At 66.6% G+C, this 20,493-nt stretch carries 18 protein-coding genes; 10 read left to right on the top strand and 8 right to left on the bottom strand.

From position 1 onward, the window contains the following. Positions 1-26: 26 nt before the first annotated feature. The gene (locus tag ACE37B_RS04850) at positions 27-584 is read right to left on the bottom strand and encodes a hypothetical protein (RefSeq protein WP_409922149.1); all 558 of its coding nucleotides are present in this window, start codon (positions 582-584) and stop codon (positions 27-29) included. 240 nt (positions 585-824) lie between these two features. On the opposite strand from ACE37B_RS04850, the gene ACE37B_RS04845 reads away from it, so the two are divergent. Continuing rightward, positions 825-2,105 carry a DUF3048 domain-containing protein gene (locus ACE37B_RS04845; protein ID WP_409922148.1) on the top strand — a complete coding sequence of 427 codons (1,281 nt, stop codon included), beginning with the start codon at positions 825-827 and terminating at the stop codon, positions 2,103-2,105. 46 nt (positions 2,106-2,151) lie between these two features. Here the strand turns inward: ACE37B_RS04845 and ACE37B_RS04840 are convergent, their stop codons facing one another. Together ACE37B_RS04840 and ACE37B_RS04835 are read right to left on the bottom strand one after the other, a co-directional pair. Next, the gene (locus ACE37B_RS04840) at positions 2,152-3,717 is read right to left on the bottom strand and encodes a peptide chain release factor 3 (protein ID WP_409922889.1); all 1,566 of its coding nucleotides are present in this window, start codon (positions 3,715-3,717) and stop codon (positions 2,152-2,154) included. A gap of 55 nt (positions 3,718-3,772) precedes the next feature. Further along, positions 3,773-4,702 carry a hypothetical protein gene (locus ACE37B_RS04835; protein WP_409922147.1) on the bottom strand — a complete coding sequence of 310 codons (930 nt, stop codon included), beginning with the start codon at positions 4,700-4,702 and terminating at the stop codon, positions 3,773-3,775. A 156-nt stretch (positions 4,703-4,858) separates the two neighbouring features. Here ACE37B_RS04835 and ACE37B_RS04830 point away from each other — a divergent pair, with 156 nt between their 5' ends. From ACE37B_RS04830 to ACE37B_RS04815, 4 genes are all read left to right on the top strand, one after another. After that, a complete protein-coding gene (locus ACE37B_RS04830; RefSeq protein WP_409922146.1) occupies positions 4,859-5,665 on the top strand; it encodes an SIR2 family NAD-dependent protein deacylase in 807 nt (268 codons plus the stop codon). 292 nt (positions 5,666-5,957) lie between these two features. Beyond that, on the top strand, positions 5,958-7,403 hold the full coding sequence (locus tag ACE37B_RS04825) for a hypothetical protein (RefSeq protein WP_409922145.1): 1,446 nt from the start codon (positions 5,958-5,960) through the stop codon (positions 7,401-7,403). A 151-nt stretch (positions 7,404-7,554) separates the two neighbouring features. Then, positions 7,555-8,724: a molybdopterin-synthase adenylyltransferase MoeB gene (gene moeB / locus ACE37B_RS04820; protein ID WP_409922144.1), complete on the top strand. Its 1,170-nt coding sequence runs from the start codon at positions 7,555-7,557 to the stop codon at positions 8,722-8,724. 57 nt (positions 8,725-8,781) lie between these two features. After that, positions 8,782-9,630, top strand: coding sequence for a TauD/TfdA dioxygenase family protein (locus ACE37B_RS04815; protein WP_409922143.1), 849 nt, complete (start codon positions 8,782-8,784; stop codon positions 9,628-9,630). Positions 9,631-9,668: 38 nt separating this feature from the next. On the opposite strand, the gene ACE37B_RS04810 is transcribed toward ACE37B_RS04815, so the two are convergent. Then, positions 9,669-10,457, bottom strand: coding sequence for a class II aldolase/adducin family protein (locus ACE37B_RS04810; protein ID WP_409922142.1), 789 nt, complete (start codon positions 10,455-10,457; stop codon positions 9,669-9,671). Positions 10,458-10,521: 64 nt separating this feature from the next. Continuing rightward, complete coding sequence (locus ACE37B_RS04805; RefSeq protein WP_409922141.1) at positions 10,522-11,424, bottom strand: EamA family transporter; 903 nt, start codon at positions 11,422-11,424, stop codon at positions 10,522-10,524. Positions 11,425-11,642: 218 nt separating this feature from the next. Between ACE37B_RS04805 and ACE37B_RS04800 the strand changes: the two genes are divergently transcribed. From ACE37B_RS04800 to ACE37B_RS04785, 4 genes are read left to right on the top strand one after another with little or no spacing between them, the layout of a single operon-like run. Further along, positions 11,643-13,691 carry a clostripain-related cysteine peptidase gene (locus ACE37B_RS04800; RefSeq protein WP_409922140.1) on the top strand — a complete coding sequence of 683 codons (2,049 nt, stop codon included), beginning with the start codon at positions 11,643-11,645 and terminating at the stop codon, positions 13,689-13,691. After that, entirely contained in the window at positions 13,691-14,086 is a 396-nt protein-coding gene (locus ACE37B_RS04795) for a RidA family protein (protein ID WP_409922139.1), read from the top strand. Before ACE37B_RS04800 ends, ACE37B_RS04795 begins: the two co-directional genes overlap by 1 nt. 55 nt (positions 14,087-14,141) lie before the next feature. Continuing rightward, positions 14,142-15,725: a methylmalonyl-CoA mutase gene (locus tag ACE37B_RS04790; RefSeq protein ID WP_409922138.1), complete on the top strand. Its 1,584-nt coding sequence runs from the start codon at positions 14,142-14,144 to the stop codon at positions 15,723-15,725. 9 nt (positions 15,726-15,734) lie between these two features. After that, complete coding sequence (locus tag ACE37B_RS04785; RefSeq protein ID WP_409922137.1) at positions 15,735-16,670, top strand: phosphatase PAP2 family protein; 936 nt, start codon at positions 15,735-15,737, stop codon at positions 16,668-16,670. Here the strand turns inward: ACE37B_RS04785 and thrH are convergent. From thrH to ACE37B_RS04770, 3 genes are read right to left on the bottom strand one after another with little or no spacing between them, the layout of a single operon-like run. Further along, positions 16,581-17,201, bottom strand: a complete 621-nt coding sequence (gene thrH / locus ACE37B_RS04780; RefSeq protein ID WP_409922136.1) for a bifunctional phosphoserine phosphatase/homoserine phosphotransferase ThrH — start codon at positions 17,199-17,201, stop codon at positions 16,581-16,583. The genes ACE37B_RS04785 and thrH overlap by 90 nt on opposite strands. Positions 17,202-17,245: 44 nt before the next feature. After that, on the bottom strand, positions 17,246-17,842 hold the full coding sequence (locus tag ACE37B_RS04775; protein WP_409922135.1) for a nitroreductase: 597 nt from the start codon (positions 17,840-17,842) through the stop codon (positions 17,246-17,248). Positions 17,843-17,883: 41 nt separating this feature from the next. Beyond that, positions 17,884-18,927, bottom strand: a complete 1,044-nt coding sequence (locus ACE37B_RS04770; RefSeq protein ID WP_409922134.1) for a DNA polymerase domain-containing protein — start codon at positions 18,925-18,927, stop codon at positions 17,884-17,886. Between the two features lie 57 nt (positions 18,928-18,984). On the opposite strand from ACE37B_RS04770, the gene ACE37B_RS04765 reads away from it, so the two are divergent. After that, complete coding sequence (locus ACE37B_RS04765) at positions 18,985-20,493, top strand: circularly permuted type 2 ATP-grasp protein (RefSeq protein ID WP_409922133.1); 1,509 nt, start codon at positions 18,985-18,987, stop codon at positions 20,491-20,493.

Here is a 20,493-nt window from a genome sequence, read left to right as displayed (position 1 = left end):
CCGGCACGCGTCGAACTCGTCGAACGTCAACGCAACTGACGAACGTTGTCGGCGACCTCGGAGGCGACGGCGGCGGCGACACCGAGCGCGACGAGACGATGCTCGATCAACGCGGTCTCGTCGCCCGCCTTGGCCATCACGACGGCGAGTTCGTGCGCCCGACTGAAATCGTCGACGCTGACCTCGTGGGCGACCCACTCGGCGTGCTGGAGTTGTACCGACGATGGAAGGCGGCGCAGGTGACGTTGCGCGATCTCCGGGACGCGTCGACGTACGGCAAGTCCGTCAGAGGTCTGATGTGCGAGCCCGAACATCGTGCAGCGTTGGAGGGCCTTCGCGAAGGGTGATGATCGGCCGGGCGTGTAGGAGAGCCCCATCGACCGTGCGAGATCGGCGAGGTCGACGCGGTAGCCGTCTGGTCGCTGTTCGAGTTCGCTCACGAGCCGTCGCAGGAGCCAGGTCGCAGTCGGGCCGAGAACGCCGAGCCAGAACTGCTCGACGTAGATGGAGCGGGGATCGTGGCCGAGTTCGTCGACGAGGGGATCGAGCCACGGCCGGATCATCACGACCGTACCAGCGGACACCGGGCCGGCCTCGGCCCCGGCCGGTGGTGCGTGTGCGGCGGCTGGGCCCGGCTCGCGGGATGGTTCGCGCTCGCGGCCTGGCGGGCGGTCCGCCGGTGACCGGTGGCCGATCGGGCGTTCATGGCGGGCGGTATCGGTCATGGCGTGGCCTTTCGGGGGCGTGGATACGGAAGCAGTCGGGCGACGGATCAGTGGGTGCGCGCCGGGCCGACACGGAAAGCGACAAGTAGCGTCGCTGCCGTGGAGTCCGAATCGCCCTGGCCGGCCCCGTCGGCTGAACCCGCGCCGACGGCAGCGACCGTGCGGCTCGACCGACCGAACTATCTGCTCCGGCGCGCGCTCGCGGCAGCAGCAGCGGCCGTCGTGGTCGGCGGTGCGGTGTTCGGCGGGCTGCGCCTGTTCGGCGACGCCGGAGGCGACGAGGCGATCGGCGCAGTGGGGACCTTGCCGGCCACCACGACCTCGACCACCACCACGTCGCCGGCGACGACCACGACGCCACCGGCGACGACCACGACGATCAGCACCACGACGACGACCACGACCACGACCACGAGCACCTCGACCACGACGGCGGCGCCGGTGACGACGCTGCTCGAAGCGGGCGTGCCGGTGTGGCCTCCCTACGAAACGCTGCCGCCGCTCGAGGGCATCGCCGGCTTGACGGGCACCCCGGCCGATGCCGCGCTCGCTGCCCGGCCGATCCTCGCGGTCAAGGTCGACAACTACGCGCGTGCTCGACCGCAGTGGGGACTCGATGTCGCCGACGTGATCATCGAGGAAAACGTCGAAGGCGTCACCAGGTTCGTCGCGCTGTTCCACACGCGCCTGCCCGACCGCATCGGCCCGGTGCGATCAGCGCGAACGGGTGACCTCGACCTGCTCGCTGCGATGAACCGGCCGGTGCTCGCCTGGTCGGGCGGCAACCGTGGCGTGACACGGTGGATCGAGTCCGCAGCGTCGTCACGGGTGCTGGTCGACTTCACGGCACAGAAGAACCCCTGCTACGACCGCAACTCCAGTCGGAGCGCGCCGCACAACCTCCTTTTCGACCCGCAATGCGCCGTCGGCCGGGCGTTCGAGCCCGGCCCCGCCAGGTCGATGTGGCCGATCGTCGACGACTGGACACCACCCGACCACTTCGTGACGACGCCTGACACCTCGTTCGAGATCGCCATGGACGGCGTGCGAGCCGGCTGGGTCTGGGACGAAGCGGCCGGTCTGTACCGCCGCTCCCAGAACGGCAACGCCCACCTCGCGATGTCCGGAACACAGATCTCGATGACGAACGTGGTCGAGCTGTACTCGTTCCACGCTCCTTCGCCGGTCGACGCTCGTTCGCCGAATCCGATCACGATCGGTCGCGGTCGGGCGGTGATCCATCGCAACGGGGTGGCGATCGAGGGAATCTGGGCGCGTCGAACGGCGTACGACCCGTTCACCTTCGCTGACGCCGCCAGCGGTGAATGGATTCCGCTCGACGTGGGCACGACCTTCGTCGAACTCGTCCGCGACCGCTGACCCGACAGGCGCGGTGTGTCACACCGCGCTGCGGGTCAGCGGTCGGTCAGCCGGCGAAGATCGGATCGAGCGTCAGTTCGGGTTCGTTCTGCTCGATGCGCTGCAACGCGTATTTGTTCTCGAACAGTGCGACCAGCGCGCCGTCGGTGCGTTGCAAGATGCGCACGCCCTGCTTCTCTCGGAGTGCGTCGACCGACGTCGCGTCGGTGAGACGGATCGCCTGGTACGGCGAGCTGAGCAGCTCGATCGGCGCGTTGAACTCGACGTCGAGGCGATTCGCGAACACGTCGAATTGGAGCTGACCGACCGCGGCGAGGACCGGCGAAGCCTCGCCCCACTCGGGGTCGCGCAGCACCTGCACGACGCCTTCCTCGCCGAGCTGGTCGAGCCCCTTGCGGAACTGCTTGACCTTGCCGGAGTCCTGCGGCCGCGCCGAGGCGAACACCTCGGGCGCGAACTGCGGCAGCTTGGGGAACCGCACCGACGGGCCCACTTCGTCGAACAGGGTGTCGCCGATGTTCAGGCCGGTCGCGTTGACGAGCCCGACGACGTCGCCGGGGAACGCCTCGTCGACCGTGGTGCGCTCAGCGCCGAAGACCGTCGAGGCATACTTGGTGGCGAACGGCTTGCCGGTTCGCTCGCACGTCATCACCATGCCGCGCTCGAACCGCCCGGAGCAGATCCGGGCGAATGCGATGCGGTCGCGATGGTTGCGATCCATGTTGGCCTGCACCTTGAACACGAACGCCGAGCACGGCGCGTCCAGCGGGCGGGGTTCGCCGTCGATGTCGTCGCGCGGCATCGGCGCAGGTGCGAGATCGACGATCGCATCGAGGAGGTGGCGCACGCCGAAGTTGGTGAGTGCCGAACCGGCGAACACCGGCGTCGACTGGCCGGCGAGGAACGACTCGAGGTCGACGTCGGCTCCCATCGCGTCGAGGAGTTCGGCTTCCTCGGCGCACTTCTCCCACGCAGCGCCTTCCTCGATCGTCGCCTGCTCGGCAGGCACGTCCTCCTCGGGTGCGATCTGTGAACCTCGCGCCGTGCGCGTGAATCGGGTGAAGATGTCGGTGCGGCGATCGAGCACACCGCGCAGGTCGCCGTGTGATCCGACCGGCCACGTCGCAGGTGTCGGTCGCAAACCGATCTGGTCCTCGATCTGATCGAGGAGTTCGAGCGGCTCCAGTCCGGGCCGGTCGAGCTTGTTGAGGAACGTGATCACCGGGAGTTCTCGACTGCGGCACACCTCGAACAACTTGAGCGTCTGCGGTTCGATGCCCTTCGCCGCGTCGAGCACCATCACGACGGCGTCGACGGCCGACAGCACGCGATAGGTGTCTTCCGAGAAGTCGCGGTGGCCCGGAGTGTCGAGCAGATTGAGTTCTCGTTCGCGGTACGGGAAGTTCAGCGCAGTCGAGCTGATCGAGATGCCGCGCTTCTGCTCCATGTCCATCCAGTCCGATGTCGCCGACCGGCGGTCGTCGCGAGCCTTGACCGAACCGCCCGACTGGATCGCTCCCGCGTACAGGAGGAACTTCTCGGTGAGTGTGGTCTTGCCCGCGTCGGGGTGGGAGATGATCGCGAACGTCCGTCGGCGTCGAGCTTGCTGCATCACCTGGTCGGACACGGCGTCCCACGCTACCGGCGCGGGCACCGGCCGGTGCCCGTCAGGCCGACGTGCGCAGGTACTCGGCGGGGCCGATCGCAAAGTGCGGATCGAGCGCCGGATCGATCGCGATGATCGCGTCGACGAGCGCCGTGGCATCGAGCGAGACGCACCCGCTGGTCGGCCGACTCGGTCCGCTCGTACGGCCGAGTCCGTAGCTGTGCCGGTGCAGGAAGATCGCCGCCGCGAACGGCGTCTCGCCCGGCGCATCACCCGATGTCGCCTCGGTGATCGGATCCAGATTGGCGCCGATGATCGCAGCGTGGGAGTAGACGCCGCCGAAGCGTGGCAGCCATTCGTCGTCGGGGCCGGCGCAGCCCGGCCGCTCGACCAGATGGTTGTAGTCCGGCGCGTTGGGGGTCGCACCCCAACAGTCTTCGGGTCGCACATCGCGGTAGGCGACGTTGCTGCGGACACCCGGATTCGGATCGTTCCCGAACATGTTGAGGCGTTGGCCGTCCCACGCGGTGATCGCTCCGAGCGGAAACACGCCGGCGGGCGTCGAACCGTCGCCGCTGCGTCGTTCGATCAGCGGTCGGGTGCCGGAACGACCGAAGCGAGCGAGCGCCGGTGAGGTCTGACACACCCAATCGCCGCTCGAGCGTCGGGCCGCGACGAACCCCGTGCCGAACGTGTCGGCGAACCCGTCGGTGGAGAACACGATGAACTGGCGAACGTCGGGATGTCGGCTCGCCAAAGAGCGAACCGTGTCGAGATCACAGGCCGTGTCGGTCGGGTAGGCGACGTCGCGGGCAGCGGCCGTACCAGCCCGAACCGAACCGGTCAGACCGCTCGCCGCATCCACCGTCGGGATGTTCGTCAGGGTCAGGATCAGGATCAGGGTCAGGATCACGGTCACGGTCCCGGCGAGGACGGAGGCGACGACTCCCGTCACGATGCTCGTTGCCCTGGCGGCGTCGCTCGCGATCATGCTGGGGGCTGTGCTGGCGGCGGGGGCGGCTCGACGGAGTTGCACGCCGTCAGTCTGGCGCGAGCGGCGCGTCGAGGTGAAGCGGCGGGCGTCGTCGGTGAAACGGTTCGGTGGTCGAAGTGGCCGAATCGGTGCCGGTTGCGCCATCCTCGACGCATGACCGAAGCCGACAGGAGCGAGCGAGACCCGGCGACATCGCCGACGAGTGGGGGAGTGTCCGACGAATTGCGGCAGGCGAGGGAGGCCATCGCTGCGGCTTCGAGGATCGTCGTGCTCACGGGCGCCGGGATCTCGACCGACTCGGGCATCCCCGACTTTCGCGGGCCGAACGGACTGTGGACGAAGAACCCGGCCGCGGAGAAGGCGTCGAACATCACGTACTACCTGAGCGACCCGGAGGTCCGCCATGCGGCGTGGCAGAACCGGCTGACCACGCCCGCCTGGACTGCCGAACCCAACGTCGGTCACGCTGCGATCGTCGAACTCGAGCGTCGCGGTCGTCTGCACGCACTCGTGACCCAGAACATCGACGGCCTGCACCAGAAAGCCGGACATGACCCGTCGAACGTGATCGAAGTCCACGGCACGGTGTGGTTCACCCGCTGCTGGGACTGCGACGACCGTCGGCCGATGGAGCAGGCGTTGAATCGGGTTCGAGCCGGTGACACGGACCCGTCGTGTCTGGAGTGTTCGGGGATCCTGAAGTCCGACACGATCAGCTTCGGTCAGGCGTTGATTCCCGAGGTGATCGAGCGGGCGATGACGGTCAGCGACGAGTGCGACCTGCTGCTCGCCGTGGGATCCACGCTGTCGGTCTACCCGGTGGCGAACTGCGTGCCGCGGGCCAAGGCGGGAGGTGCGCACGTGCTCATCGTGAACGGTGACGAGACGAACATGGATCGCTACGCGGACCAGGTGTTGCTCGGCAGCATCGGTGACATCCTCCCCGCCATCGTCGCCTGACCGTCGAGCGACCGGCTGGCGTCGGCAGACGTGCAGGTGCCCGTTCACCGGGCCGTCTCACGGCTCTGTTGTGGCTCAGGCTGACGGCTGACTCATCGCTGACTCATCACCGACTCATCGGTGACTCATCGGTGTGGTGTTGACTACGGCCGTCTCTTCACATCGTCGCCAGATGCTGCGGGCGAGCCTGGTCGGGCGGATCGGGCTGCGCTCCTCGTGACGGCTGCGGTGTGGAGGGGCGGCCGCTGGCGAACACTTCGGTTCGTCGACAAACCGGGAGGAACCCATACCGATGATGGAACTACGACTCCGCGCTTTCGCGTGGTTCACGACGGGGGTCGCGATGGCGCTCCTCGCAGGCGTGCTCGTTGCAACCGCATGGAGCGTCGATGCAGCGCCGAGCGCGCAAGGCTGCTCGATCATCTCGCTGCCGAAACCGGTGCGAATTCTCGACACGCGCGACGTGGTCGACCAGCCTGCCGGCCCCAACGTCGGGCTCGCCGGCCCGCTCCAGGCGAACCAATCCGTCAAACTGCAGGTGTCTGGTCCGATCACCGTCGGAGCGCTCGGCCAGCAGACGGTCATCCCGTTCGGGGCGACGTCGGTCGAGTTCAACGTCACCGTGCTGAAGAACTCGGCGGGCGGGTTCGTCTCGCTGCGACCCGGCGATGCGACCGGCGTGCCCGAGACCTCGAGTGAGAACGTCCCGGCCGAGAGCCGCGGCTCGAACAACTTCGGGGCCGTCGGACTGTCGTCCACGGGCAACGTCGACATCTACTACGGTGCGGCGGCCGGCAACACCACCGACGTGATCCTCGACCTGGTGCGCTACTGCGCAACGGAAGGGGTCAGCGTCCCGCCGACATCGCCGCCGAGTTCGACGACGCCCCCTTCGCCGATCAACGTCTCGCTGCGCACGTGGGCGATCGATTGGCAGGGCAACCAGCCCGGCGTCACGTCCAGCGCCTCGAACATCTACGATCAGGTCCGCTTCGCCATCAGCAACAACGTCGTCACGGAGGCAACCCCTGGCGACAACGGCAACGCCAGTGACGGAGGCAACGTGTCTTATGCCCGCAGTGGCAACGTCTGCCAGTCGCCGACCGACACCATCATGGTGGAAGACGGCAAGTTCGGCTCAGCGCCGGGCTATGAACCCATCGGTTCCGTCAGCATGTGGGAATTCTTCAACCTCGAGTGCAACAGCGATGCCACACTGATCTCGGGCAACTTCCGCCGCACCGATGGAGGCAACAGCGACACGGGGATCTTCCAGATGTACCCGCAAGGGACGAACGTGTCGCCCCTGCCCGACCCGGCGGTGCCACCGTTGGCCTCGGCACAATCCGGCCCGACGTGCATCAGTTCCGACGACCTGCCCGACACGACTCGGACGTTCGTCTTCACCGGCGCGGTGCCGGGCCGGTCTCCGTCGCCCGACAGCAAGATCAACATCAACTTCGCTGTCAGCGATGGCAACGTCACCAGCCAATCGTCGGTCACCCACGACGGTACGGACCCCCCTTACACATGGTCCAACGGGCAGATCCTCTGCGGAGCCCGAGTGCTGAACGTGCTGATGAACAACAATCAGACCACTGATCCCGCAGCACCGGATCGCGGAAAGTACCGATTCGTGAACGTCCGCCTCGATGGCGGAGATCTCGTCGGCGACTACGGCTTCGACCGAGAAGACGACGGCATCTACGAAGACGTCGGTACCTTCCGGACCCAGTGATCTGAACGTCCGCGCTCGCGTCCTCGTCGACGTTCGATTCGTGCCCGGCCATGGCACGAATCGAACGAGACGACGAGCGACGACGCGAACGACGAGACGCAGCAGCAAATTCCCGACCTGTTCGATCACCTTTCGGCGTTAGGCTTTTCTCATGGCTACGTTCCGCGACCTGCTTTCCGCCGCAAAGTCCTCGATCACCGAGATCGACACCGAGACCGCCTCGTCCGAGATCGCCGGTGGCGCGCTGATTCTCGACGTTCGCGAGCCCGACGAGTACGAGGAGGGTGCGATCCCCGGGGCGGTACACATTCCGCGCGGTCACCTCGAGGCGCAGGTCGAAGGCAAGCTCATCGACAAGTCCGCGCCGGTCGTCGTGTACTGCGCCGGTGGCGTGCGGTCGGCGTTCGCGGTGCAGACGATGCAAGAACTCGGCTACGCCAACGCGATGTCGATGGACGGTGGCTTCGGGCGTTGGAAGGACGAAGGCCGGGCGTGGAAGCAGCCGGCGTCGCTCACCCCGGAGCAGAACAACCGCTACAAGCGCCACCTGCTGCTCCCCGAGGTCGGGGTCGCCGGACAGATCAAGCTGCTCGAAGCCAAGGTGCTGATGCTCGGTGCGGGCGGATTGGGTTCGCCCGCCGCTCTCTATCTCGCCGCAGCTGGCGTCGGCACGATCGGCATCGTCGACATGGACGACGTCGACTCGTCCAACCTGCAACGCCAGATCCTGCACAACGTCGACCGCATCGGCGACCGCAAGGTCGACTCGGCGAAGAAGACGCTGGTCGGCCTCAACCCCGACGTCGACGTCGTCACCTACGACACGCGCCTCGACGCCTCCAACATCATGGACATCATCGCCGGCTACGACGTGATCGTCGACGGCGCCGACAACTTCCCCAGCCGGTATCTGCTCAACGACGCCAGCGTCAAGCTCGGCATCCCGGTCGTGCACGGCTCGATCTTCCGCTTCGAGGGGATGGTCAGCGTGTTCCACCCGACCGAGGGGCCGACGTACCGCGACATGGTGCCCGAGCCGCCCCCGGCCGAACTCGCGCCGTCGTGCGCCGAAGCGGGTGTGCTCGGTGTCCTGCCGGGCATCATCGGGTCGATCCAGGCGCTCGAGACCATCAAGGTGATCCTCGGTCTCGGCGACCCGCTGATCGGTCGCATCCTCACGGTCGACACCAGCGACATGGAGTTCAGGGTGTTCAACCTCAAGCCCAACCCGGACAACGAGGTGACGTACGCGAACCGCGACCGCATCGTCATCAAGGAACTCGACGGGCTCTGCGCTCCGGGCCTGAGCGACGCTCACTGAGATCTCGGCGACGCTCACTGAGATCTCGGCACGGCTCGCTGGGTTAGCGTCGGGGGCATGGGGAACTCGCTGATCGACATCACCCCGTCAGGGCAGGCGTGCGGAGCGACGATCCGCGGCGTCGATCTGACGGCACCGCTGACCGCCGATGTCGTCGCTGCGATCCGCAGCGCCTGGCTCGAGCACCACGTCGTGGCGTTCCCCGACCAGGCGATGAGCGACGACGACCTCGAACGGTTCACGGTCGCGTTCGGTGGCTTCGGCGATGACCCGTTCATCGCGCCGATCGAGGGACGGGCGCACATCATCGCCGTCGAGCGGCGGGCCGGTGAGACGTCGCCGTTGTTCGCGGAGAACTGGCACAGCGACTGGTCGTTCCAGGCGACTCCACCGTCGGGTACCTGCCTGTTCGGCGTGACGATCCCGCCGATCGGCGGCGACACGCTGTTCGCCGATCAGCACGGCGCGCTCGACGAGATGCCCGCCGACCTGCGAGCCCGACTCGACGGGAAGATGGCGGTGCACTCGGCGCGCGGCGGCTACGCGCCGAGCGGGATGTACGGGGAGGCAGATCAGCGCAGCGATCGCAGCATGGCGATCCGCCCGTCCGACGAGGCAATGGCGACGCAGCTCCATCCGATCGTGCGAGCGCACCCCGAAACCGGCCGGCTCGGCATCTTCGGCTGCATCGGCTACATGATCGGCATCGAGGGCATGGACGACGACGAGGCGCGCGACCTGCTCGTCGAGTTGTACGCGTGGCAGACCCGTGACGAGTTCGTCTACACCCACGAATGGAGCAGCGACATGCTCGTGATGTGGGACAACCGATCGGTGTTGCACCGCGCCACGGGCGGCTACGACGGCTTCGACCGACTGCTCCACCGGACGACCATCGCCGGCTGACTCGGTCAGCGGGTCACCACGGCCGGCGGGTCACACGGTCAGTCGAGGAACTCGGGCTCGCGAGCAACCAGCTCGTCCCAGAACGGCTGGAACTGGAACCAGCCGGCGAGGTCGTGCCCCTGAGCCTTGTAGCCATCGACGCACAGATGGTCGGGAATCTCGATCGGATCGCCGGCCGACTCGGCGAGCAGCTGGCTCTGACAGGTGCGCTCGAGAGCGACGAACCACCACACGGCAGCATCGACCGATCCGCCCGTCGTGATCAGGCCGTGGTTCTGGTGGATCAGGGCCTTCTTGTCGCCGAGGGCTTCGGCCATCTTGTCGCCGACCGCAGTGTCGAGCACGACGGCTCCCGATCCTTCGTTGCACAGCGCGACGTCGTTGTAGAACATCGTCGCATCCTGGCTGATCATCTTGAGCGGCTTGCCGAGGGTGGAGAAGGTCTTGCCGTACATCGAGTGCGAGTGCGCGGCGGCCATCACGTCGGGGCGCGCCGCATGGAGGCGGCTGTGGATGGCGAACGCTGCGGCGTTGACCGGGCGATCGCCGACGACGACCTCGCCGTGGTGGTCGACGCAGATGAGATCGCTCACCGTCATCAACTTGAAGTTGTGGCCGAACGGGTTCACCCAGAACCGGTCGGGGAACTCGGGGTCGCGCACGGTGACGTGCCCGGCGACGCCTTCGGCGAGATGGAGCCGACCCATGATCCGCAAACCGGCGGCGAGGCGCTGCTTGCGCTTGAGGCGCTCGGCCTCGAAGTCGTCCTCGACGGCAGTGGCCTGCTGTTCGAGCGCTGACATCGTCTCTTCGAAGGTGTTGGCCATGCTCGAATGGTAACGGACCGCGACATGCGAGCTGGCGCCGGGCGCGGCTCGCCCGGCCCCTGCGTCAGGCCGGGTCGGTGAGCACCGTGGCCTCGACGCGCTCGATCTCATCGCGTTCCTGGACGCTCACCGCGACGAGGACGAGCGCGATACCGACGAGGTCGATCGGCGACGGCGCCTGGTCGAGCGCGATCCAGCCGATGAACGACGCGGTGACCGGCAGCAACGCGAGGAGGAGCGAGAACCGCCGGATCGGGATCCGGCGCATCGTGAACTGGTCGATGCCGTACCCGATCGCGTTCGAGAACACACCGACGACGAGGCACAACGCGAGTAGCGTCGGCGAGACCCAGACCGGGCCGCTCCAAGGAGCACCGAACGGAATCGTGACCACCGCGCCGATCGCCAGCCCGAGCCCGAGCCCGGCGACGCCGCGGTCGACGCGCGCCACTTTCGACCCGATCACGATGTAGGCCGCCCACAGCGCGGAGGCGATGAGGATGTACACGAGCCCGATCGCGTTCTCGTCGACTTCGACGCCACCGAGGATCGCGACGCCGAAGATGGCGAACAGGAGGGCCACCGCGTTGCGTCGCGTCCTCGTCATCGCCGCGGCGACGGCGATCGGACCGATGAACTCGATGGTGACGCTCTTGCCGAGGTCGATTCGATTGATCGCGAGGTAGAAGAAGATGTTCATCAGCGATGTCGCCACCCCGAACAGCGCGACGCCGACGAGTTGCTGGCGAGTCCATCCCCGCCACCACGACGTCGACACGGCCAGCAGCGCGATCGCTGCGCCGATGATGCGGAACCAGCCGACCGTCTGCGGTTCGACCTGATCGAACAACAGCACGGCGATTGCGGCGCCCGCGTATTGCGCGACGGCCGACAGCACGAACAGGGCCTCGGGCTGGGCGGTCGACAGCCAGCGGCTCACCGGGCCCTGAGCGGTGTGTTCGTGCATCACCGCACAGCCTGCCCGACGCCGTCACCATCATCCACCATCCCGCCGGCACCATCATCGCGCGGTCCCGCCGTTCCGCCGGCACCATCGTCTCGCGGTCCCGCCGTGTCCGTTGGGGCGTGGTACCGGACCGATGCGTTCGATGGGCGAGGAGGACGCGATGGCGATGGTCTATCGTCTCGGCGATGCTCGGGAGGCGGAAGATGAAGGCTCGTTCGATGGTTTCCACGCTGGTGGCTGGCGCGCTCGTCGCGGCAGCGTGCGGTGGAGGTGATGACGCCGACGATGCCCGAGCGATCGATTCGGTCGTCGCGGTCGACGACCAGCCCGAGCCCGAACCGGAGCCGGAGCCGGAGCCGGAGCCGGAGAGTACGGACGACGCGGACACGGACGGCGCGGAGACCGACGACACGGAGGTTGCAGTCGCCGCGTCCGAGCCGACATCGGAGTGGACCGTGCTCGTCTACGTGATGGGTGACAACGATCTCGAGCCGTTCGCCGTCGAGGACCTCGTCGAGATGAGCCAGGTCGGCTCGACCGACCAGGTCAACATCGTGACGCTCGTCGATCGGCACCCTGCCTACACGCTCGACGACGACCCGCTCGGCGACTTCGACGAGACGAGGTTCTATCGAGTCGAACCGGCCGGTTTCACCGATCTCGGTGAAGTAGGGGAACTCAACGTTGGTGACCCTGCCACGCTCGCCGGCTTCATCGAGGCCGGCATCACGAGCTATCCGGCGAAGAACTACAGCGTCATCCTCTGGAACCACGGTGCCGGGTGGCCGGGCATGGGTCCTGACGAGACCGACGGCAACGACATCCTCGACCTGGCCGACATCGACGCCGGGCTCCAACAGGGCCTCGACGCGGTCGGACTCGACAAGGTCGACCTGCTCGGATTCGACGCCTGCTTGATGGCGTCGTACGAGGTCGCCTCGGTCATGGCCAAGCACGGTGACCTGATGCTGGCATCGTCGGAGCTCGAACCGGGTCACGGCTGGAACTACGAGTCGCTGGGTCTGTTGCTCGACGACCCGCAGGCGACGCCGACCGAACTGGGACAGTCGATCATCGATGGGTTCGCCGCGCAGGCCGAAGCTCAAGGTACCTCGGAGGACATCACGTTGTCGCTCGTCGACCTCGCAGCCATGGACGACCTGACCTCGGCGCTCGCTGGTCTGGCCGAGCCGCTGATGGCCGAGCCGAGCGCCGCGGCCCCGTTGCTCGCCCGAGCGCAGGCGGGAGCACTCAAGTACGCAGCGAACCCCGACCCGTCGATCGACTCGTTCCACGTCGACCTCGGACAGGTCGCGACGCTGCTCGGTGAATCCGACGAGTCGCTCGCGGCGCCCGCCGCCGAGGTGGCGGCGATCATCGACCAGATGGTGGTCTCGTCGATCTCGGGCCCGGCAACGTCAGGAGCGACGGGTCTGAGCGTCTATTTCCCGCCGTTCGCCGACGTCTTTCGCCAGGGCTATCTCAACCTGCAAGGCGTCGAGGTGTGGCCGGATCTCCTGACCAGCTTCTACACCGCGGGCCAGGCGATCCCCGAGGCCGAGCAACCGGCGTTCGTACAGACCGAAGGTCGCGCCGAAGGCGAAGGGGAGTACTTCTTCGATGCGGACGGTCTGAACCTGTTCGGCTTCTTCGATTCGGCGGCGGCCGGCAACATCGTCGAAGCCGAAATCGTCTACGGCGTGCTCGACGAGTCGGATGATTCGATCATCTACATCGGCGAAGAACCGGCGGAGGTCTCCACCGATGGCAGTGGCCTGGTGGGTGCGATCTACGACCTGACGGTCCTGACGATCTCCGACGGCGAAGACACCGACTATGCCTATCTCGACCTGAACGTCGACTTCGACTCCGAGATCGTGACGATCGACGTGCCGCTCTGGTACGTCGATCCGGAGGCGATCGGCACCGACGAGTTGCCGCAGGACATCTTGTTGAGCCTCGTGCTCGACCTGGACTTCAACATCTTGAGCGAGATCTACTACACGGTCAGCCCGGAGGGAACCGTCGGCGAGTTGACCGCCGACCCGAACGGCCTGATCTTCCCGATCGTGCTCAACGAGTATCCCGACGGCACGTCGGAATGGTTGACGCTGAGCGAGCAGGGGCTGTTCGCCAACCTGCCCGATCTGCAGTACGACCTCGAGCCGCTGGACCCGGGCACCGGGCTCTACGCCGAACTCGTGCTGCGCGACTACGGCGGCAACACCGCCTCGGTGTCGATGTTCGACGTGATTCCGGAGATCTGATGCAACAGCCCGTCAACCGTTCGCTCACGCCGTCGTCCATGGCGGCGCCCGCGGCGAACTACGCCCATGCCGTGCTGAGCGAGTCGGCGACGCGCTGGCTGCACACGTCGGGCGTCGTCCCGACGGCGCCTGACGGGTCGACCCCCGACGACATCGGCGAACAGGCCGCCGTCGTGTGGCGCAACATCGCCGCCTTGCTGGCCGAGGCCGACATGGGTGCGACCGACATCGTGTCGATCACCACCTACGTGGTCGCAGGCGAGCCGTTGGGGCCGGTCATGGCTGCACGAGACGCATTCGTCGGCGACCATCGGGCCGCATCGACCCTGGTCACGGTGCCAGAGTTGGCGCAACCTCAGTGGCGGATGGAGATCGCCATCGTCGCCGCGCGCTGACGTAGATCGCCTCGGGGCTGGGGCGCGGCGGCACCTGTTGCGTACGATCGGCGACATGGCCGACGCCCCGAACCTTCCCCGCACCGACTCCGGCATCGAGATCAAGAAGCTCTACGACGCCGCCGACCTCGACGGGTGGGATCCGGCCGACAAGCTCGGCGCTCCGGGCTCGGCGCCCTACACGCGTGGCGTGTATTCGTCGATGTACACGGGGCGGCTGTGGACGATGCGCCAGTACTCCGGGTTCGGCAATGCCGAGGCGACCAACCAGCGCTTCAAGTTCCTGCTCGACGCCGGCCAGACCGGTTTGAGCTGCGCGTTCGACCTTCCGACGCAGATGGGTTACGACTCCGATCACGGCCGCTCCGAAGGTGAGGTCGGCAAGGTCGGCGTGGCGATCGACTCGATGGAGGACATGCGGCTACTGCTCGCCGACCTGCCGCTCGACAAGGTCACCACGTCGATGACGATCAACTCGACGGCGGCGATCTTGCTCCTGATGTACGAGTTGGTCGCCGAGGAGAACGGTGTGTCGAGCGAACAGATCGGCGGCACGATCCAGAACGACCTGCTCAAGGAGTACATCGCCCGAGGGACCTACGTGTATCCACCGCGGCCGTCGATGCGGATCATCACCGACATCTTCGGGTACTGCTCCCAGCACATCCCCAACTGGAACACGATCTCGATCTCGGGCTATCACATCCGCGAAGCCGGCTCGACCGCAGTGCAGGAAATCGCCTTCACGCTCGCCAACGCGATCGCCTACGTCCAGGCGGCGATCGATGCCGGACTCGACGTCGACGAGTTCGCGCCGCGGCTCAGTTTCTTCTGGAACGGCCACAACAACTTCTTCGAGGAGATCGCGAAGTTCCGGGCGGGTCGCCGCATGTGGCACACGATCATGACCGAGCGCTTCGACGCGAAGGATCCGAAGTCGAAGATGCTGCGCTTCCACACGCAGACCGGCGGCTCGACACTGACGGCCCAGCAGCCGATGAACAACATCATGCGGGTCACCTTGCAGGCGCTCGCAGCCGTGATGGGTGGAACGCAGTCGCTGCACACCAACGGCTACGACGAAGCCCTCAGCCTGCCGACCGAGGACGCAGCTCGCATGGCGCTGCGCACGCAGCAGGTGATCGGTTACGAGTCGGGTGTGGTCGACACGCCCGACCCGATGGCCGGTTCGTACCTCGTCGAGTCGTTGACCGACGAGGTCGAACGTCTGGCGTGGGAGTACATCGAGGCCATCGACGAGCAAGGCGGCGCGGTTGCGGCGATCGAGGCGGGCTACCAGATGGACGAGATCATGGAGTCGGCCTATCAGTACACGAAGTCGGTCGATGACGTCGACCGGGTGATCGTCGGCGTGAACAAGTTCGTCGCCGACGAGGAAGCCGAGCCCGTCGTGTTCCCGATCGACCCCGAACTCGAACCGAACCAGGTGGCCCGGCTCAAGCGGTACAAGGCGAATCGTGACACGGCCGCCGTCGAGTCGGCGCTGGCGGCGGTCAAGGCCACCGCAGAAGGCACCGACAACCTCCTCTACTCGATCAAGGACGCGCTCCGCGCGGACTGCACGCTCGGCGAGATCAGCGACGCGCTGCGCGAGGTCTTCGGTGTGTACACCCCGTAGGCCCGACGCGTGATCGCAGCGATGCGATGGCCGACGTGGCAGCACGCCTGGATCGCGACAGCGGTGTGTCTCGTGGTGATGTTCGCGCTGCGTCGGGTTCGGCCGTCACGCACGACGGCGGTCGCTGTGGTCTCGCTGCGCGAACTCGCGATCCTCACCGGGCTGTACGGGCTCTGGCGAACGGCGCGAAAGCTGCCGCTCGTCCAGGCTGACGGTGCGATCGAGCGCGCCCGGTCGATCGTCGAGGTCCAGGAGGCGATCTGGTTGCCGTCGGAGTTGACCCTCAACCGTTGGGCCGTCGACGTCGATTGGCTCGGCTGGGCCTCGTCGGTTTACTACGTCGGGATGCATGTGCCGGGCATCCTCGTGTTTCTCGTGTGGATGTTCTGGCGTCATCGTGATCGCTACTCGCGATGGCGCAACGTCTTGGCCATCACGACGGCGGGATGTCTGTTCATCCGCTTCTGGCGCGTCGCGCCTCCTCGTTTCCTGCCCGATCTCGGCTACGTCGACGTGACGATCCTGCACGACATGGACGTCTACGGACCGGTCGGCACCGGAGTGTCGGGCCAGTTCGTCGCGATGCCGTCGATCCATGTCGCGTGGGCGGCGGTCATCGGTTTCGGGATCGTTGCTGCGTCGACCTCTCGCTGGAAGTGGTTGTTCGCTGCGCACTTTCCGATCACGATCTTCGTGGTCGCAGCGACCGGGCACCACTGGTGGCTCGACGGCGCGGTCGCGATCGCGTTGGTCGGTCTCGCGTTGGCGATCGAGTCGGCGGGCCGTCGCGCCGTCGACGCCATGCGCCGTCGAACTGGCTCGGTGCAGGCGGTTTCGTCGGCGCGGCCGCCGGCGTCAGAGCTCAGCGACGAACGCGGCGAGCAGGTCGTCGAACTCGGTGAGGGCGGGGAACTGCGGGAATTCGGCGATCACGTTGTCAGGTGAACGGAACAGGAACCCGCGGTCGGCTTCGCCGAGCATGGTGGTGTCGTTGTAGGAGTCTCCGGCGGCGAGGACGCGGTAGTTCAGGCCATGGAACGCTCGGACCGACTGGCGTTTCTGGTCGGGTTGGCGCAGGCGATAGTCGACGATGCGATCTTCGTCGACGACGAGTCGGTGACAAAAGATCGCCGGCCAACCGAGTTGGCGCATGAACGGACGAGCGAACTGCTCGAAGGTGTCGGACAGAATGACGACCTGGGTGAGCGACCTCAACTCGTCGAGGAACTCCGCGGCTCCGTCGACCGGCCGCAGCTCGGCGATCACGTCCTCGATCAGCGACATCGTGAGCCCGTGCTCGGCAAGCAGTTCGAGCCGGTAGTGCATCAGCACGTCGTAGTCGGGTTCGTCGCGCGTGGTTCTGGTCAGTCCCTCGATGCCGGTGCGTTCGGCGACGGCGACCCAGATCTCGGGAATCAGCACGCCCTCGAGGTCGAGGGTGACGATCGTCTGGGTGGCATCAGGCGCGGCAGGCACGCGGACATCATCGCGGGTCCGTAGCGGTCGGGCGAAACGCGCGTTCAGCCGGTGACGAGAGTGATCGGCAGCGGCGGGCGCTCGGGTGCCTCACAGAGGCGGTCTTCCCACCCGAGATAGATGATGCCGACGATGCGGTCGTGTCGTGCGAAGCCGCACAGATCGAGGACGCGAGGCGGGCTCGTGAGTGCGGGGGTCGACCAGAAACTCGCGAGCCCCAGCGCGGTGGCTCCGAGGAGGAGATTCTGGATTCCTGCAGCGACGGCGTCGCGATTCTCCTGGTGGAGCATCGGGTTGTCGTGCGGTTCGCAACCGACGACGAGGATGCCCGGCGTCCGCAAGTACTTGCGTCGAGTCTTCTCCCGTTTGGTGTCGTCGCCGAAGTCGGCGTCGACCATGTCGGCTGCCATCGTCTCGCCGAGCCGGGCGCGACCAGGGCCGGTGAAGTAGGCGAATGCCCACGGCCATGTTCTCTTGTGGTTCGGAGCCCACGTAGCCAGCCCGCAGAGTTCCTGGACGGTGGCCGCGTCGACCTCTCGATCGGGGTCGACGAACATCGAGGTTCGGCGACGGCGGACGAGATGCGCGAACCACTCGTAGCGGGCGTCGCCGTCCTCCATCGCACCGAAGGCGTCGGTCATGCTCTCAGCCTGTCACGCTGGAGCGACATGCGCACAACGGGTCAACCTTCGACGGGTCGGGCCCGAGACGGTTGGACCCGCGGAGCTTCGTTGGGCATCTTCGGATACTGCGGGGGCCATGGTGGGTCGGGGATGCCGTCGGCGAGGTCGCGTGCGAATCGTTCGACGAGGGGGCCGATCGAACACGCAGCGTCGTCCATGAGTTCCCAGGGGTCCCCGAGTCGATCGACTCGTGACGGCACCGTGTCGATGGTGCATACCTCGGGGTCGATCGTGTCGAGTTCGTCCCACCGGAACGGCGTCGACACCTGTGCGCCGACGCGCGGTCGCACACCCCACGCCCCGAACATGTTCTTGTGCGGGGCGTTCTGGTTGAAGTCGACGAACACGCGTCTGCCCCGCTGCTCTTTCCACCACGCGTCGGTGATCAGGTCGCGGTGCCGGGTCGCGAGGATGCGACCCAGTGCGACGACCGCCCCGCGTACGGCGAAGGAGTCCCAGCCGGGCTCGACGCGAACGTAGATGTGGATGCCCTTCGAGCCGGTCGTCTTGGGAAATCCGATCATGCCGAGTTCGGCGAGCAGTTCGTTGGTGTACCCGGCGGCCTCGCGGGTCATGTCGAAGGTGACACCAGGCGACGGGTCGAGATCGATACGTAACTCGTCGGCGTCGTCGGGGTTCGACGCTCGGAACGGCCAGACGTGCAAGCCCAGCGCCCCTTGGTTCGCGGCCCACAAGACGTGAGCCAGATCGCTGATGACGAGCGCTCTCGACGACGTGCCGTTGATCGTCGAGACGGTCGTGGTGGTCAGCCAGTCGGGCGCCGAGTCGGGGATACGTTTCTGGAAGAACGACGTGCCGCGCACGCCGTTCGGGTAGCGCTCGAGCAGTACCGGCCGGTCGCGCAACGTGCGCATGATCGCAGCGCCCACCTCCAGGTAGTACCGGGCGAGGTCGAGCTTGGTCCGCGGCGTCGACTCGGGGCCGACCGACGGGAAGATCGCCTTGTTCGGACTCGTGATGGTGACGGCGCGACCGTCGACGACGAGGTCGACCGCGTCGCCGAACTCGTTCGTGTCGACCATGTGAACGACGGTACCGCCTCCGGCCGAGCCGCCGCGGATTGCGGTACCTTCCACTGCGTGGACGAATTGCTGGACGAGAACGGATCACCGAGAGACGCGGCGGCTGCCCTGTGGTCGTTGCTCGACCGGCTCGGTCCCGACGAGCTCGCCGCGCGTCAGCAGGCCACCGAGCTCGACATCTTGACGATGGGCATCACCTTCACCGTCTACTCCGACGGTGCCAACATCGACCGAGCATGGCCGTTCGACGTGGTACCTCGGATCATCCCCGGTGACGAATGGACCGCGGTCGAGGCCGGTCTCGCACAACGGTTGCGCGCCGTCAACATGTTCATCGACGACCTCTACAACGATCAGCGCATCATCGACGACGGCGTGTTCCCCGCCGAGTTGTTGGCCGACTCGGTGAACTTCCGCCCTGAGTGCGTCGGGGCCCGCCCCAAGTTCGGCGTGTGGGCCCACATCTCCGGATCCGACTTGGTTCGTGACGACGACGGAACGTTCTACGTGCTCGAGGACAACCTTCGCGTTCCCTCCGGCGTCAGCTACGTGCTCGAGAATCGAGCCGTGACGAAGCGAGCGTTCCCAGAGCTGTTCGGCCACAACCAGATCCGACCGGTCGACAGCTACACCGACGAGTTGAACAAGCTGTTGTCGTCGCTCGCTCCCGACGGGATCACCGACCCGACGATCGCCGTGCTCACACCGGGCATCTTCAACTCGGCGTACTTCGAGCATTCGTTCCTCGCGCAGCGCATGGGCGCCGAACTGGTCGAGGGCGGCGACCTGGTCGTGGGTGACGACGACTGCGTGTACATGCACACGATCGACGGCCGCGAACGCGTCGATGTGATCTACCGGCGCATCGACGATCTGTTCCTCGATCCGGAGGCGTTCCGCGCGGACTCGTTGCTCGGGGTGAGCGGCCTGATGCGTGCGTGGAAGGCGGGCAACGTGGGGATCGCGAATGCCCCGGGAGCGGGCGTCGCCGACGACAAGTGTGTGTACGCCTGGATGCCCGACATCATCCGCTATTACCTGGGTGAGGAACCCAAGATCGCCAACGTTCCGACCTACCGTTGTATGTACGACGACGAACGTGAGTTCGTGCTCGAACACCTCGACGAGTTGGTGATGAAGCCGGCCAACGAGAGCGGTGGCTACGGCATCACGATCGGGAATCGGGCGTCGGAGGAGGAACTCCGAGCGTGCGCCGAGTCGATCCTGGCGGACCCGCGCAACTGGGTCGCGCAGCCGATCATCAATCTCTCCACCGTGCCCACGCTGATCGACGGTGAACTGCAACCCCGTCACGTCGATCTTCGACCGTTCATCCTGACCGGCGAGGGCAGCTACGTGACGGCGGGCGGTCTGACCAGAGTCGCGCTGAAGGAAGGTTCGCTGATCGTCAACTCGTCGCAGGGCGGCGGCAGCAAGGACACCTGGGTGGTCGATCACCACCCGAACAACGGCACGGCTCCCAGCACCGAATCGCCACTGCCATCGCCATCGCCATCGCCATCGCAGACGCAATCGCAATCGCACACCGGTGGGGGAGGGGTCTGA

The organism is Ilumatobacter sp. (genome assembly GCF_046290335.1).
In the GTDB taxonomy this organism is placed as follows: Bacteria; Actinomycetota; Acidimicrobiia; order Acidimicrobiales; family Ilumatobacteraceae; genus Ilumatobacter_A.
Note: the sequence above shows the minus strand (reverse complement) of the source record. Positions and strands in the feature narration are given on the sequence as shown.